Below are 15,259 nucleotides of genomic sequence, written 5' to 3' on the forward strand. Positions count from 1 at the left end.
TCTGGGCCGTGGTCAGGGCAGGCTGTAGGCCATGATGTAATCGCCGGGCTTGGTGCCGACGGACCCGTGACCGCCTGCGACGATGACGACATATTGCTTATCATCAACAGTATAGGTCATCGGCGTTGACTGTCCGCCTGCGGGCAGGCGCGCTTCCCAAAGCTGCTCGCCCGTGGTCACATCATAGCCGCGAACGTAATCATCGACCGCCGCGCCAAGGAAGGCCACGCCAGAGCGTGTCATCATCGGCCCGCCGATGCCCGGCACGCCCAGCTTGATCTTGAGCGGCAGGGGCGTCATGTCGCGCACCGTTCCGTTCTTCAGCTTATAGACGACATTCTCGCCACGCAGATCCGCGCCAGAGACGTAGCCCCAGGGCGGCGCGGTGCAGGGCACGCCGAGCGCTGACAGGAACGGACCCATGAAGACGCCGTAAGGTGCGCCGTCATTGCGGTTCAGACCCTGCTCGCTTGCCTTCTCGTCCGCGCCCTTTGGCGGAATATCGGCGGCCGGGACCAGGCGCGAGGTAAACGGCAGATAGGTCGGCATCCCGAACATGACCTGCCGTTCAGGATCGACCGCGACCGAGCCCCAGTTGAACGTCCCGAAATTGCCCGGAAAGACGATCGTGCCCTTCAGCGAGGGCGGCGTGTATTGCCCCTCATAATCAAGGCTGCGGTACTTGATCCGGCAGGACAGCTGATCGAACATGGTAATGCCCCACATATTCGCCTCGTGCAGGCGGTCGGGACGGAATGTCAGCTTGCTGATCGGCTGTGTGGGAGAGGTGAAGTCCTCGGGGATCGCGCCGCCCGGTGCCGGAAGCTCCTCTCGCGGGGACAGCGGCACGCCGGTGCGGCGGTCCAGAACCCACATGTCGCCCTGTTTGGTTGGCGCGACAAGCGCCGGGACGACGTTGCCGTCTCGGGTCAGATCGACAAGCACCGGCTGCGCGGGAACGTCCATGTCCCACAGGTCGTGGTGAACGGTCTGACGCACCCAGCGTTGCTGCCCTGTGCGGATATCCAGCGCCACGATGGATGACGAATGCGCCTCGACCTCGGGGCTGCGGCCCATGCCAAGCTGGTCGGGCACGCGATTGCCCATCGGAACATAGACCAGCCCAAGCGCCTCGTCATAGCTGAACACCGACCAGCTGTTCGGAGAGTTGGTGGTGTAACGTTCGCCACCCGCAATATCGATGGGCGCAGTCTCGGTGGGCTTTGCACTGTCCCAGTTCCAGATCAGTTCGCCGCTGTCGATATCGAAGGCGCGGATCACGCCCGACTGCTCCTCGGTCGAGAAGTTGTCGTTCACCGCACCGCCAATGATCAGCTTGCCATCCGTCGCGACCGGCGGCGAGGTCGAATAGTAATAGCCCGCCGGGTCGTATTTCATCCCGGCTTCAAGATGCAGCACCCCGTTATCGGCAAAGAAGGTGCAAACATCGCCGGTATCGGCATTCAAGGCGATCAGGCGCGCATCGGCGGTGGGCAGATAGATGCGGCGCGGGCATTCGGCCAGCGCCTGCGCATGCAGCGCCGCCTGCTGAGGCGTCGCATCGGCGGAAACGTTCTGCGGGGTTTCCCACCACGTCACCCCCCGGCAGGTCTGATGCTGACGGTTGGGGTTCATGCCCGAATCCGCATTGTAGCGCCAGTTTTCCTTGCCGGTCCTGGCATCCAGCGAGATCGCGATGTTATGCGGCGTGCAGACGTAAAGGCTGTCGCCGATCTTGATGGGCGTGACCTGATAGGTCGTCTCGCCGACATCATCAGGCAACTTCACATCGCCGGTCTGATACTGCCAGGCAAGCTGCAGATCCTTGACGTTTTCAGGCGTGATCTGTTCCAGCGGCGACCAGCGTTGGCCAAAGCTGGTGCGGCCATACTGATGCCATTCGCCGTCGCCCGCCTCATTGCCGGTATTCAGGTTCTCGCGCATCGGCTGGGCGATGTCCTTGGTCATCTCGCCGTGGATTGCCGACGGATCGCGCAGCATCGAATAGCCTGCCGACGCAATAGCGGCGAGCGTCACTGCCGCCAGCACCGCGCGTCCCGCAGGTGCCGGGTCGTCCAGACGACGACGCAGCGCAGGAAGAAGAAGCAGCAGTCCCAGCAAGACCGGGATGCCGCCGCGCGGCGCGAGTTGCCACCAGTCGAAGCCGACTTCCCAGATCGCCCAGGCCAGCGTGCCGCCAAGCGTCACCGCATAAACGATATAGGCCGCCGCACGCCTGCGCCACAAAAGCAGCCCGGTCGCCAGAAAACCCAGCCCGGCCGCTAGATAATAGGGGCTGCCGCCAAGCGACAGCAGCCAGCCGCCACCGATCGCCAGTGCCGCCCCTGCCAATAGGAATAAAAGGCTCAGGATTGGAATGAGCATCAAATCTATCTCCCGATGGGTATATCAGAGCCGCTGGTGGCGTCGCGGGGGGCCTGCTGAAAATGTCTGCAGGACTCAGTGCAGCGCCGGACTCAGCGGCAGTTACGCCCATATCGCGGGAAGGGGCAAGGCGGCGGCGCGGATTTTTCTGGGCGAGGTCACCGAAGCATCGGGCGATGCCATGTAAATCCGCAACAGCGATCGGAAGGTGATCCGGGCAGAGGAAACTGCCGCCGCCCGGTGAAGGCGGCGGCCGGATCGTCAGGCAGGCACGGCGACCGGCGGCAACGACATGGCGGCAAGGTCGACCTGCCGTTCCAGCGCCTGTCCGCCCGCATCAAACAGATGACAATCTGCAGTCGAGAAGCTGACCTGCAGCGGCTGTTCTTCGGCAATGCCCCTTGATCCGGGCAGCACGAGGCAGAAGTTCTCGTCCTGACCGTCAAGGGCGGCATAGCCGATGGTCTGCTGACCCAGACGCTCCACCACGGTCGGCGTAATGGTCATGACCGCCTCACCCGGCCCGATCTCGATATGTTCAGGGCGAATGCCCAACGAAAGCGCGGAACCGACGATGCCGTCGCGCCCCGCAACCGGGATCAGCAGCGTCTGCCCGTTGAAGTCGACCTCGACCCCCTGATCGGTGACGCCGGTGCATGTGACCGGCAGCATGTTCATGCGCGGATTGCCGATGAAGCCCGCGACAAAGGTGTTCTGCGGCTTGTGATAAAGCTCCAGCGGCGGACCAACCTGAGAGATATAGCCCGCGTGAAGCACCACGATGCGGTCGGCCATCGTCATTGCCTCGACCTGATCGTGGGTCACATAGATCATCGTTGCGCCTAGCTGCTTGTGCAGGCGCGTCAGTTCGATCCGCATATCGGCGCGCAATGCGGCGTCGAGATTCGACAGCGGTTCGTCGAACAGGAAAATCTCTGGTTCACGCACGATGGCGCGACCAATGGCGACACGCTGGCGCTGACCGCCCGACAGCATCCCCGGCTTCTGTTCCAGCCGCTGATCCAGATGCAGGATCTTCGCCGCCGCCTCGACCTTTTCGCGGATGCTGGCCTCGGGCGCCTTTTCGACGCGCAGCGGGAAGGCGATGTTTTCGAAGACCGACATATGCGGATAAAGCGCATAGGACTGGAACACCATCGCGATGCCGCGCTTGACCGGGGCCAGGTCGTTCACCCGCTTGCCGTCGATCACGATGTCACCGGATGTCGTATGTTCCAGCCCCGCAATCATGCGCAGCAGCGTGGATTTCCCGCAGCCCGAGGGGCCGACGAACACGATGAATTCGCCCTCGTTCACATCCAGCGAGACGCTTTTGACGACCTCGATCGCGCCAAACCGTTTCACGATATCCTTCAGTGTCAACTGACCCAAAGTGTCATTCCTTCCTTGATGCAAACAGGCCCGGCCGCAAATTCCGCGGCCGGGCCCTCGGCTGCCTCACTTGTACTCTTCAAGCGCCTCTGCGGCCTTGGTCAGCGCTGCCTGCGGCTCGGCCGAGCCGGTGACGACGGATTGCACCATCTCGATCATCACGTTCTGCAGGCCCTTGTAATCGGTGAACAGCGGTTCTGGTCCGCCGAACTCGATCCCGTCCACGAACGGCTTCCAGTAGGGATCGGCCTCGACCATCGCATCGACCGCGGGCGAGGGGCGCAGCGGCGTCAGACCCGCCAGACCGCCGGCTTCGTACTCTTCCTGAATGCTGGGCTGGGTGATGTATTTGGCAAATTCGGTCGCCTTTTCCTCGACCCCGGTATCGGCAAAGACGACGAGGCTGTCGGTAATCATCAGGGTGCCCGGACCCTGCGCGTCGGGACCAAGCGGCAGGTCGGTCACGCCCCAGTCAATATCGGTGTCTTTCAGAAGGAAAGCGGTGCTGACAGCGGCCTGCAGCATGCCGACCTGACCATCAAGAAAGATCGCCCGCATCTCGTTCTGCTCATAGGCGGTGGCGCCTTCGACAGACCACGGCGTGATGTCCTTATAGGCCTGAAGCGCCGCGAGGTTCTGCGGGCTGTCCAGAACGATATTGTCCTCGGCGTCGATGACCTTGCCGTTATTGGTGTAAACCCAATGCAGGAACTGGTGCATCGTGTTGTCGAAGGTCTTGGCCGACAGACCGTAACCCGCCTTGCCGGTCTTTTCCTTGATGGTCTTGGCGAATTCGATCTCCTCGGCCCAGGTCTTGGGCGGGGTTTCGGGATCAAGGCCCGCTTCCTTGAACAGATCCTTGTTCCAGTAAAGCGCCTTGGTCGAAAACGCGATCGGCACGCCCCATTGGGTGTCCTGGAAGGTCACGGTTTCGACGATGTTCGGGTAATACGCGGCCTTTTCTTCCTCGGTCATGGGGACCGGGACGATCAGCTCGTTCAACGCGAATTCCTTCAGCGTGCGCGACCCGACATAGGCGATGCCGACGGGGCTGCCTGCGGCGGCAAGGGTCGTGGCCTTGTCCTGACACTGCGCCCAGCCGACCAGTTCCGGCACGACCGGATAATCGGGGTTCGCCGCGTTCCATTCGCCGATATATTTTTCATGCGCAGGGTCGATGCGGTCGCCGCAATAGATCCAGCTGATTTCGTCTGCCAGCGCTGGCAAGGCGGTAGTTCCGGCAAGGGCAATGCCGATCAGGCTTGTGCGGAATAGTGTGTTCACGTTCAGGACTCCCAGTTGGTTGATTATTGTTTCACCGCGCCTGCGGTCAGCCCGCCGACGAGATAGCGTTGCAGGAAGAAGATCAGGATCAGCGCGGGCGCGATGCCGACGAAGCTGGCGGCCATAAGCTCGTTCCAGATCACCTCTTGCTTGCCGAAATAGGCGAACAGCCCGATCGGCAGCGGCATGTATTCGGTCTTGGAGTTGAAGGTCAGCGCAAAAACGAATTGCTGAGAATAGGCGCCGATGAAGGTCATGATCGCCACGACGATGATGCCCGGCCGCGCGATGGGCAGGATCACCCGGCGGAAGGTATAGAACTGGCTCGCGCCATCCATATAGGCGGCCTCGTTCAGCTCTTTCGGGATGCGCATCATATAGGTGCGCAGCAGCCAGATCGCCGCCGGGATCAGGAAGGCCGCACCGGGGACAATCATCGCCCAATAGGTGTTCAGCATCCCCAGCGTCCGCATCAGCCGGAACAGCGGGATCAGCAGCACCGCGCCCGAGAACATGCTGACGGCCAGAAACGCCGCCAGCACCAGACCCATGCCGCGAAAGCTGAACCGCGCGAAGGCATAGGCCGCGGGCACCACCAGCAGCAGCACGATGACCGTGGCGATGGTCGAGATCAGGAAAGAGTTGAAGATATAACGCGCAAAGCCCGGCACACTTTCCCACATGGTAAAATAGGCTTTGAACGACCCATTTTCCGGCCAGAAGCTGTAGGGCGTCGAGAAGAGCTGCGACAGCGGCTTCAGGCTGACCAGAAAACCCTCGATAAAGGGGGACAGCATGAAGAACAGGAAGACGAAGATCCCGGCATAGATGCCGATGATTTCCCACCAGCGATAGCGGTCGATCATGGGCGTGTCGTCATTGCGAAACAGGGCCATGTCTCTCTCCTATGCCTTATCCATGGTGTGGAGGCGCCGTGTGACGCGGAAATAGGCAAGGCAGAACAGCGACAGGAACAGGCAGATGACCACTGCGCGTGCCGCACCCTCGCCGTATTTCTTGGACCCGATAGCGACCTGATAGGTGTCGATGATCATGGTCGTGGTCTGCCCGCTGGGACCGCCCTGCGTCAGGATCCAGATGATGTCGAAGCTGTTGAAGGTCGCAATCAGCGACAGCATGGACATGGTGATGATCGCCGGCGCCATCAGCGGCAGGGTGATGCGGCGAAAGCGCGTCCAGCGGCTGGCGCCGTCGGTCCATGCAGCCTCGTACAGATCCTTGGGGATGGCCTGCATGGCCGCCAGGAAATAGATCGTCACCATCGGCACACCGATCCAGACATCGGTGATGATCGTGGCCCAGAAGGCGGAGCCGCCATAGGCCAGAAACGCCACCGGCCCATCGACGATGCCAAAGCGCTGCAGCAGGCCGGAGATCATCCCGAACTGGCCGTTATACATCCAGCCCCACATGAAGATGCCGATGGCCATGGGCACGATCCACGGCGGCATGGTCAGGATTCGGAACAGGTTGCGCCCCGGAACGGCCGCGTTCAGCATGACCGCCCCGCACATTCCGATGACCATTTTCAGCAGGACGGAAAAGAAGGTCCAGATGAAGGTCCGGGTAATGACGGTCAGGAACGTCTCGTTGAAGATCTTTTCATAATTGCGCCAGCCGACATAGTTCACCGTCTTGCGCAGCGAGGCGTCAGTAAAGGACAGGCGGAACGTCTCGACCAGCGGCCAGGCCACGATAATCAGGACATAGATGATCGCCGGGGCCAGCAGCAGCCAGGCGAATACCCATGCAGATCGGGAACTTGTCATCAGGCGGCCCTCCGCAGCAACGCCTCGTCATAGCGGTCCCAGATCGGCGCGAGGTCGACCACCCTGCCCTGACGGCGCGCATCGTCCATCGCCATTGCAAGAATGCCGGCTTCCAGCGCGTCCAGCGGCGAAACCGGCAGAGGGCCGCCACGCATCACATGGTCCACCACTTCCGCCGCCATCTTTTCGTCTGCGCCATAATGCTGCGACAGCGCGGTTGCCTGATATTCGCGTTCCACGACGCGGGCCTCGCTCATCACGTCGGTCACGTTCAGGAACCCGCGAATGAAGTCGCCCTCGGCCTGCCCTTTCGTGCCAAAGACCGCGAAACGCCGGAACTGGTCGGGCGCATTCAGATTGGTGTGGAAATTCATGCCGACGCCATTGGCATATTCGACGATTGCGACCTGATAATCGATAATATCGGCATCGGTATCGAAAACCTTGTCGGTTCCGTTCCAGCCAGACGGCTTGCTGTGGAACAGGCTCACATCATTGACGCCCTCAAGACGGGGATCGTTTTCCGGGATGAATGTCTTGCGCCCGCCAAAGCTGGCCACGCGCGCAGGCCGCGCCCCGATCAGCCCGTTATACAGGTCGAGGTCGTGGCAGCACTTTTCCAGCATGAAGCTGCCCGACCATTTTTCGTAACGCCGCCAGTCGCGCATGAAAAACGCGCCGTGATAGGGAAAGATATGCTCGGCCGCTTCGACCGAGACGATCTTGCCAAGCTGCCCCGCATCACGCGCCGCCAGCAGGTCGCGATACAGCGGCGCATAGCGCAGCACCAGCCCGACCAGCAGACGGTCATGGCCATACCGGCCCATCAGGCGGGCCAGCTCGACCGTCTGGTCGATCGTCGCGACGATCGGCTTCTCGGAGAAGATCTTGTCGCCCGCTTCCAGTCCCAGCCTGATATGGTCGAGATGCATGTGATTGGGAGAGCCGATCATCAGCAGGTCATAGCCACCTGCCTTCACCAGATCCTCGGCCGACGCATATCGCTTGCCGGGCGAAATACGGTGTTCTTCAAGCGTGGCAAGGCCAGCGGGTTCCGGATCGAAATACCCGACGATCTGAAAATCCGGGTCCATTTCCTGGAACACGTGGCCAAGATAACCCAGTCGATATCCAAGACCGATAATCGCGACTTTCATTGCCTTCCCCGTATGAGAAATTCTTTTTCTTCAAAATGCGTGAAACATGACGTTCAGTCAAGAAATATCCGCATTTTTCTGACGTCGGTGTAATCAATTTTCATGCAATAGGCATTTGAACGCCGTTTCCATCACCGCTGATCCTGCCGGAACGCCAGAATCGCTGCGCCGACAAGTCCCGGCTCGATCCGGCATTCAGCAGGAACAATCAGCGGGCGGGTGATTCGGCGCAAGATTCGTGCGCGGGTCGCGCGGTCGAGGCCCGCGATCAGCGGCGCGGAATTCGACAGACCGCCACCAACCGTCATGACGTCCGCGCCGATCAGGTTCTGTATCATCGAAAGCGGTCCTGCCAGCAATTCCGTCCAGATTTCGATGGTGCGCATTGCGTTGGGGTTGCCCGCCTGCCAGCCCTCGACAATGGCGCGGCTGTCCAGGGATTCGTTGTCGTGAAGGTGGCGGTGCAGCGCCTCCATCCCGCGCGCCCCGCAAAGCGTGTCCAGACAGCCGGACTGGCCACAGCCGCAGGCAAGCACGGGCAGGCTGACCGGCGGCTGACCGAGGGTGCGCTGCGCCACAGGTCCATGCCCCCACTCGCCCGCAAAGCCACCGCTGGCGTTTATCAGCTCTCCGCGGATGACCAGCCCGCCGCCGACCCCGGTTCCCAGGATCAGCCCAAGCACAACGTCATGCCCGCGGCCCGCCCCTGTCACGGCCTCGGCAAGCGCGAAGCAGTCCGCATCATTGGCCAGATCGACAGGCAGGCCGAGTTCGCCTTCCAGTTCCGCATGCAGCGCGCGTTCGTTCAGGCACGGGATATTCGCAACCTGCGCCCGCCCGGTATCGGGGTCGATCACGCCGGCGATGGACACAGCGACGCGGCGTGGCGGTTGCGGCGCATCCTGCAGCGCCTGTTTCAACACCGCCATGAATGCATCGCGGTCACGGCCCGGTGTGGGGCGGGTTCCCGTCGTGCGGATGTCGTCGACGGCATGAGCATGCGCGATCTTGATCGCGCTGCCGCCGATATCGAAGCAAAGGATCACGTGATCTGCCCCGAGCCCTGCCCGACACGCCGACCGCGTGACCAGACCTCGCCCACCGCGATGTCCGGGGTCAGGGTCAGAAAATCAGCCCGCGCACCGGGGCGAAGATGGCCGCGATCCGGCAGGCGCATGGCCTCTGCCGGGAAAAGCGACGCGAGCTGCAATGCCTCTGCCAAGGGCAGCCCCAGGCTGCGATGGACGTAGCGCACCGCGTCGATCAGCGCGATGTCGGCGCCGGCCAGCGTCCCGTCCGCCAATGTCAGGCGTCCGTCCTTGCGATAGATCCGGCGTCCGTTCAGCGAGAAGCCCTCAAGATCCGTGCCGATGGTGGACATCGCATCCGAGACGAGGAACATCCGGCCTGGGCCAGCCTTACCGCGCAAGGCCACGCGCATGGCCGCATCATCGACATGAAATCCGTCTGCGATCAGCCCGGCCCAGACCCGCCCGTCATCCAGCGCGGCGCCGACAAGGCCGGGGGCGCGATGCGCAAGCTGGCTCATCGCGTTGAACAGATGCGTGACCATGCGCGCGCCCGCATCGAAGGCCGTTCCGGCGGCAGCGGCGTCGCAATCGCTGTGCCCGAGGCTGACGGTTATGCCCGCATCGGCAAGCGCCGCGACCTGTTGAGGGGTAATCGCCTCGGGCGCGACTGTCACGATAAGATGCGGAACCCGCTTCGCCGCGGCGACCAGCAGCCCCAGATCATGTGCGGTCATGGGCCGGATCAGCGCGGGGTCATGTGTCCCCTTGCGCGAGGCGTCAAGGTGCGGACCTTCAAGATGCAGGCCGATAAGCCCGGTCGCGTCAGACGAGGCCGCGGCCTCGACCGCGCGGGCTGTCACTTCGGGCGTGTCGGTAATCAGCGTGGCCATGATCCCGGTCGTCCCGCAGGCCATATGCGACGCGCATATCTGCGCGATCCCGGATGGCGTCGGGTCGTTATTCAGCAATACGCCACCACCGCCATTCACCTGCAGGTCAATCAGTCCGGGCACGATCCAGCCCGGAACGCGCTTCCCTTCGGGCAGGCTGGCGGACGCTTCGATCGCATCGACCTTACCGTCGCGAAGGATCAGGGCCGCATCATCGTGCCAGGCATCGCCGTCAAAAATACGCTCTGCATGAAAAACCGTCTGCTCCATCCTGCCCTACCACACTGTTCCGCGCGCCAGCAGCGGCTCGACCCGCGTCACGATGCCGTCGCGGTGGAAGACGACCCTGTCGAACAGGTTCGAGACGACGCAGCAATGGTTCGGCACGATCCTGACCTGCTGGCCGACCTCTGGCGCATCGCCCGCGTGGGGGCCAAGATCGACGACGGCGTGTTCTTCGGACAGGGCGATAATCCGCGCATCGGGCAACCCCTCTATCGTGCCGTATTCGCTGAAGCCCAGCAAATCCGAGGTCAGCGCCTTCGATCCCGCGTCAAGCACCGCCCGATCCGGCGTCGGTCGCGACACGACGGTCGCAAGAACGTTCATGGCCAGATCGTCGGGGCCGCATTCGCCCGCGCGCAGCATCGCACGATCATTATAGACATAGGTGCCTGCCCGGTACTCGGTCGCTGCAGGCACCAGATGCGCGGACCACAAATCAGGGCTGCCCCCGGTAGAGCGGACGGGACACTCGATCCCCTGCGCTGACAGAAGCGCCATCGTCTCGGCCAGGAAATCCTGCACCTTTGCCGCGCCACCCGGCGACGGATAAGTCATCAGGCCGCGGAAAATCAGCCCCGGCACATCGTCGATCAGTGCCGCAAGTTCGGCCGCGTCGGCGGGCGTCTGCACCCCGCATCGCTGCCCGCCCGTATCGCATTCGACCATTACATGCAGCCGCTTGCCGGTTTCGAAAACCCCGGCATACCCGGATATCGTCGTGTGGCTGTCGGCACAGACCGTGAGCAAATTCAGCCGGTCGTTCAGCGCGCGCAGCCGCGACAGACGTTCCGCCCCGAGGATGTTATAGGTGACAAGGATATCGTCGAAACCCGCATCCGCGAAGGCTTCCGCCTCGGTCAGCTTCTGACAGTTCAGGCCGACAGCGCCGGCGTCAATCTGGAAGCGCGCAACCGAGGCGAGCTTGTGCGTTTTGATATGCGGCCGGAAAATCAGGCCGTGATGTTCCATATAAGCCTGTGCGCGGGTCAGGTTGTTGGCGAGCCGCGCCTCGTCGATCACCGGCATCGGCGTGATGACATCGGACAGCGGCGCGCCCAGCTGAGGCCAGGGAAAGGTCATGACACATCTCCGAAAGGATATTCGCTGCGCGGCCATATGTCGCTGCGCACAAGTCGGTAAGGATTGGTTGCGGGGTCGTTGGGATATGGCTTTCCCGCCGAGCAATAGATGATCTCGGACGCGATCGGCTGGAAGGCGGCATAGAAATGGTTGGTGGATTTGACCACCAGGATGCGCTTCTGCTCGGGCACGATTCCCATGACCGAGAAAAGCGACGGATCATAGCTTTGGGCGCGCACCGTATTCAGGATTACCTCGATGCCGAGATCTTCGCCCTCGGGCGTCAGCAGAGCAATGCGCGCCGCAGGACCGAAGGGCACGACACTTTGCCCGAACTGCATCTCTGCCCGAGGGGCGATGCGAAGCACGCGCACCAGCGCATCGAAGGGCTCTCCGGTCAGGGGTGCGGATTTGCCGCCGAAGCGCAAAAGCAGCTCTGCCCCCTCGCCCGCGACCATACAAAGCTGAACGGCGATAGGGTCCCATATGGTCCCGACCGCGACGCCCCTTGCGCCCCTCGCGACGAGTTCGCGCAGCAAAACGGTCGCGTCGCCCGCAGTCCCGCCGCCCGGATTATCCCACATGTCGGCGATGACGACCGGGCCAGACCGGTCCGATGCCATCGCCTTTTCAACCGCCTCGCGCTCATCAAGTGCGGGCATGATATGCCGCCCGCGATTGGCATACAGCGCTGCCCCAAGCTCCTCGGCGATCCGCTGGCCCAGTTCGGCATCATCGTCAGTCACGGCGATCATCCGGGTTCCCATTTCCGGAACATCGCCCGCCATGAAGCCGTGTATCGCCGAAAGCGACAGCAGCTTCGGCATCTCGGTTTCCAGTCGCATCATCCTGTCGACGAAGCTTCGCATCGGCTCTCGGGAGGTGGGGAAAACGTCGATCATCCGGCAATCGTAAACCGACATGACCGGCCGCACACGCCCCTCCAGCGCATCGACCGCAATGCGCCAGAGATCCTCGGCACGTTCGACGAAGTCGGTATGCGGAAACTCCTTGAATGCGACAAAGAAATCGGCGGCGCGGACCCGTTCGGCGGTCAGATGGCTGTGCGGGTCAAGGCTGGCACAAAGCAGTACATCCGGCCCGACGATCTGACGGACACGGCTCAACAGGTCGCCTTCGGGGTCAAGATAACCCTGCGCCACCATCGCACCGTGCAGCCCAAGCACCACGGCATCGACCGGCATCGCCTGTTGCAATTGCTCAAGGATTTCGTCGCGCAGCCCCTCATAAGCGCCGCGCGCGACCAGTCCGGCCGGATCGGCCCACGCGGCCGTCCCTTCGATCAACTGCCACCCCAGTTCCGCACAGACGCGCCGTCCGACGGTGATTGGCGCGGTGCACAGCGTCGGGGTCGGCGGATGCTGGCCCGGAGGCGCGTAAAGCGATGCCTCGAACCCCTGCCGGTCAATGACGATCGGCGAGAATGTATTTGTCTCGGTCGCGAGGGCCGCGACAAAGATACGTTTTCCACGCGCGCCCGTCATGCTCACTCCGGCAGATGCGGCAAATAGCCAAGGAAACCCGCGATCTTCCAGCGCCCGCCTTCGCAGCGGCACACGTAAAGCGTCTGCCAGTTCATGCGGTCGGAACTGCCGTCGGTCTTGGCCAGACTGCCGTCGAATTTCTTGCGGACAAGCGCGGTTTCGCCGTCGATCTCGATCTCCTCCAGCCGGGTTGCCGCGAAAATGCCGTCGCGCGGATTGCCGGCAAATTCACCGGCGTCGCGTGCTGCGGTGAAGTCCTTCGCCTGACGCATCCATTCACGGCGATAGGCATCAAGCGTCGGAAATGCGAGCGTGTAGCCCTGCGGGTCGGGCTGGAAATTGCCGCTGAAGCCGGTGAAATTCGTCGCGACAAAGTCATCTGCAACCGCTTCCCAATCGGCGCTGACGAAGGCATCAATGTCGCGTGTCACCAACATCTCCCACATCTCGCGGCGATCCGCGTCATCTGGGGCGAACGGGTTCTGAAAGGGATCGCGAGCTGACACCGGTATTGCGCCTTCCGTGAAAATAAATTTCTGCATTCTGCGGAATGCGCTAGAATATTCCAAAGAATCATGCCTAAATGTCAAGCTGAAACGAAAATAAATTTCGGGAGAGAGCTGTGAAGCAACGACAGAGGTCACGCGCCGTCAATCTGATCTGCAACGCAGCGCTTGGATTTGGCGCATGACGGACGCAAAGCCGAAGGGCGAAGATCAGGGCGCGGTCAATTCGACCGATCTGATCGCGGCGCTGAGCAATGGCGAGGGGCTGGTATCTTCGCTGGAACGCAAGCTTGCAGCGGTGATCCTGTCTGACGTGAATTTCGCCACCGCCGCCTCGATCACCGAAATCGCGGCCAAGGCGGGCGTCTCTCCGCCGACGGTGACGCGGTTCTGCCGCCGTCTCGGCTGTGCGTCCTTTTCGGATTTCAAGGTGCAGTTGGCCAAAAGCGCCTATGTCGGGCTTCGCTATCTGCATCCCGAAACCATTACCTCGACCCCGGCCGAGGTGGCCGAGGACATCGTGACAAAGGCGCAGAACGCGCTTTTCGAACTGCATCGCGGTCTGGATATGGCCAGCTTGTCCAGGGCTGCGGAGCTTTTGGCCGGGTCGAGCATGATCTATGCCTTCGGTGCCGGCGGGAATTCGTCGCTGATCGCGAACGAGCTTCAGAACAGGTTGTTCCGTCTGGGCTGCCGCATCACGGCATCGACCGATCATGCCTTTAACCTGATGCTGTCCGCCGCGGCAGAGCCGGGCGCGGTCGTCATCGGATCGTCGCTCAGCGGCCGAAATACCGAGATCGTGCGCTGCTTCGATCTGCTCCGGGAAAGAGAGATACCGACAATCGCATTGACCCGCGCTGGCTCTGAGGTCGCGGCGGCGGCTGATATCGTCATCGCGATCGACCTGCCCGAAGGCAAGAACATCTTCCGCCCGACCTCGACGCGCTACGCGTTTCTGGCGGCGGTCGATATCCTTGCCAACCTTGTCGCCTATGCCGACCGGGAAAAGTCGCGCCGATTGCTGCGCAGCATCAAGGAACAGCTCGTCAGACACCGCGACGGCGACGACCGCCAGCTTCTCGGGGACTGAGACAGGTGGCGCGCGGGCCTGCGGCAGCCCGCGTGCCGACGGATGGCCGCGGGATCGTGAAGGAAGAAGATGACGAAACGACTGGCCATCGTGACCGGCGCCGCCGGCGATATCGGGGGCGCGATTGCGCAAAGACTGCAGGCGGATCACGACGCGGTCGTGATTGCGGATCTGGATCTGGCTGCGGCCGAAGCCGTCGCCCGAGATCTGGGCACGGACTGCATAGCGGTCGAACTTGACGTCACCGACCCCGAAAGCTGCGCGCGACTGGCACGGGTCGTGCATGCCTTGGGTCGCCCCGTCACCCTTGTGAACAATGCCGGCGCAGCCGTTGCGCCAAGCCTGCAGTCGACACGGATCGAGGCGTGGCAGGCGGACCGCGCGCTTAATCTCGACGCCGCCTATTATGTCTTCGCGGCGCTTGTCGATCAGATGAAGGAAGGCGGTGGATCGGTCGTCAATGTTGCCTCGGTCAATGGTATGGCGGTCTATGGCCACCCGGCCTATTCCGCCGCGAAGGCCGGCATGATCCATCTGACGCGGCTAATCGCGGTCGAATACGGCGCCTTCGGAATTCGCGCCAACACCGTGGCACCCGGGACCGTCCGCACGCGCGCCTGGGAAAAACGCGCCGCTGACAATCCGAAAGTTTTCGACGAGGCGGCTGCCCATTACCCCCTTGGCCGCATCGTCCGCCCCGAGGACGTCGCCGAGGCTGTCGGCTTTCTGGCCTCGCCGATGGCTGGGGCGATTACCGGGGTGACACTGCCGGTCGATTGCGGACTGACGGCCGGCACGCCCGCGCTCGCGCGGACCTTCAGCCAATCACAGGACTACTGAGCAATTCCGAGGGAGGCCCGC

At 62.4% G+C, this 15,259-nt stretch carries 13 protein-coding genes; 2 read left to right on the forward strand and 11 right to left on the reverse strand.

What is annotated here, in order from left to right:
- Positions 1-12: 12 nt before the first annotated feature.
- From FQV27_RS09965 to FQV27_RS10015, 11 genes are all read right to left on the reverse strand, one after another.
- The gene (locus tag FQV27_RS09965; protein ID WP_147097926.1) at positions 13-2,385 is read right to left on the reverse strand and encodes a membrane-bound PQQ-dependent dehydrogenase, glucose/quinate/shikimate family; all 2,373 of its coding nucleotides are present in this window, start codon (positions 2,383-2,385) and stop codon (positions 13-15) included.
- Between the two features lie 261 nt (positions 2,386-2,646).
- Complete coding sequence (locus FQV27_RS09970) at positions 2,647-3,777, reverse strand: ABC transporter ATP-binding protein (RefSeq protein WP_147097928.1); 1,131 nt, start codon at positions 3,775-3,777, stop codon at positions 2,647-2,649.
- A gap of 66 nt (positions 3,778-3,843) precedes the next feature.
- Positions 3,844-5,061 carry an extracellular solute-binding protein gene (locus FQV27_RS09975; RefSeq protein ID WP_147097930.1) on the reverse strand — a complete coding sequence of 406 codons (1,218 nt, stop codon included), beginning with the start codon at positions 5,059-5,061 and terminating at the stop codon, positions 3,844-3,846.
- A 23-nt stretch (positions 5,062-5,084) separates the two neighbouring features.
- Positions 5,085-5,957: a carbohydrate ABC transporter permease gene (locus FQV27_RS09980; RefSeq protein WP_246133062.1), complete on the reverse strand. Its 873-nt coding sequence runs from the start codon at positions 5,955-5,957 to the stop codon at positions 5,085-5,087.
- 9 nt (positions 5,958-5,966) lie between these two features.
- Positions 5,967-6,851, reverse strand: a complete 885-nt coding sequence (locus tag FQV27_RS09985) for a carbohydrate ABC transporter permease (RefSeq protein WP_147097932.1) — start codon at positions 6,849-6,851, stop codon at positions 5,967-5,969.
- The gene (locus FQV27_RS09990; protein WP_147097934.1) at positions 6,851-8,008 is read right to left on the reverse strand and encodes a Gfo/Idh/MocA family protein; all 1,158 of its coding nucleotides are present in this window, start codon (positions 8,006-8,008) and stop codon (positions 6,851-6,853) included. The genes FQV27_RS09985 and FQV27_RS09990 overlap by 1 nt, the downstream gene beginning before the upstream one ends.
- A 131-nt stretch (positions 8,009-8,139) precedes the next feature.
- Positions 8,140-9,054 (reverse strand): ROK family protein, encoded by a 915-nt coding sequence (locus FQV27_RS09995; RefSeq protein WP_147097935.1) that lies wholly within the window; start codon positions 9,052-9,054, stop codon positions 8,140-8,142.
- Entirely contained in the window at positions 9,051-10,199 is a 1,149-nt protein-coding gene (nagA, locus tag FQV27_RS10000; RefSeq protein WP_147097937.1) for an N-acetylglucosamine-6-phosphate deacetylase, read from the reverse strand. The genes FQV27_RS09995 and nagA overlap by 4 nt, the downstream gene beginning before the upstream one ends.
- A gap of 6 nt (positions 10,200-10,205) precedes the next feature.
- Entirely contained in the window at positions 10,206-11,294 is a 1,089-nt protein-coding gene (locus tag FQV27_RS10005) for a D-TA family PLP-dependent enzyme (RefSeq protein ID WP_147097939.1), read from the reverse strand.
- A complete protein-coding gene (locus tag FQV27_RS10010) occupies positions 11,291-12,799 on the reverse strand; it encodes a M81 family metallopeptidase (protein ID WP_147097941.1) in 1,509 nt (502 codons plus the stop codon). Before FQV27_RS10010 ends, FQV27_RS10005 begins: the two co-directional genes overlap by 4 nt.
- A 2-nt stretch (positions 12,800-12,801) precedes the next feature.
- Positions 12,802-13,341: a hypothetical protein gene (locus FQV27_RS10015; protein WP_147097943.1), complete on the reverse strand. Its 540-nt coding sequence runs from the start codon at positions 13,339-13,341 to the stop codon at positions 12,802-12,804.
- 145 nt (positions 13,342-13,486) lie between these two features.
- Here FQV27_RS10015 and FQV27_RS10020 point away from each other — a divergent pair, with 145 nt between their 5' ends.
- Together FQV27_RS10020 and FQV27_RS10025 are read left to right on the forward strand one after the other, a co-directional pair.
- Positions 13,487-14,398: a MurR/RpiR family transcriptional regulator gene (locus FQV27_RS10020; protein ID WP_147097945.1), complete on the forward strand. Its 912-nt coding sequence runs from the start codon at positions 13,487-13,489 to the stop codon at positions 14,396-14,398.
- Between the two features lie 69 nt (positions 14,399-14,467).
- Entirely contained in the window at positions 14,468-15,238 is a 771-nt protein-coding gene (locus tag FQV27_RS10025; RefSeq protein ID WP_147097948.1) for an SDR family oxidoreductase, read from the forward strand.
- Positions 15,239-15,259 lie beyond the last annotated feature (21 nt).

It is taken from the genome of Paracoccus aurantiacus (assembly GCF_007993065.1).
Lineage (GTDB): Bacteria > Pseudomonadota > Alphaproteobacteria > Rhodobacterales > Rhodobacteraceae > Paracoccus > Paracoccus aurantiacus.

Excerpts from the sequence above, each read along its gene's own strand:
- FQV27_RS09990 (WP_147097934.1), bottom strand. The coding sequence starts at position 8,008 with ATGAAAGTCGCGATTATCGGTCTTGGATATCGACTGGGTTATCTTGGC.
- FQV27_RS10015 (WP_147097943.1), bottom strand. The coding sequence starts at position 13,341 with ATGCAGAAATTTATTTTCACGGAAGGCGCAATACCGGTGTCAGCTCGC.
- FQV27_RS09985 (WP_147097932.1), bottom strand. The coding sequence starts at position 6,851 with ATGACAAGTTCCCGATCTGCATGGGTATTCGCCTGGCTGCTGCTGGCC.
- FQV27_RS09980 (WP_246133062.1), bottom strand. The coding sequence starts at position 5,957 with ATGGCCCTGTTTCGCAATGACGACACGCCCATGATCGACCGCTATCGC.
- FQV27_RS10010 (WP_147097941.1), bottom strand. The coding sequence starts at position 12,799 with ATGACGGGCGCGCGTGGAAAACGTATCTTTGTCGCGGCCCTCGCGACC.
- FQV27_RS10025 (WP_147097948.1), top strand. The coding sequence starts at position 14,468 with ATGACGAAACGACTGGCCATCGTGACCGGCGCCGCCGGCGATATCGGG.
- FQV27_RS10020 (WP_147097945.1), top strand. The coding sequence starts at position 13,487 with ATGACGGACGCAAAGCCGAAGGGCGAAGATCAGGGCGCGGTCAATTCG.
- nagA (WP_147097937.1), bottom strand. The coding sequence starts at position 10,199 with ATGGAGCAGACGGTTTTTCATGCAGAGCGTATTTTTGACGGCGATGCC.
- FQV27_RS10005 (WP_147097939.1), bottom strand. The coding sequence starts at position 11,294 with ATGACCTTTCCCTGGCCTCAGCTGGGCGCGCCGCTGTCCGATGTCATC.
- FQV27_RS09965 (WP_147097926.1), bottom strand. The coding sequence starts at position 2,385 with ATGCTCATTCCAATCCTGAGCCTTTTATTCCTATTGGCAGGGGCGGCA.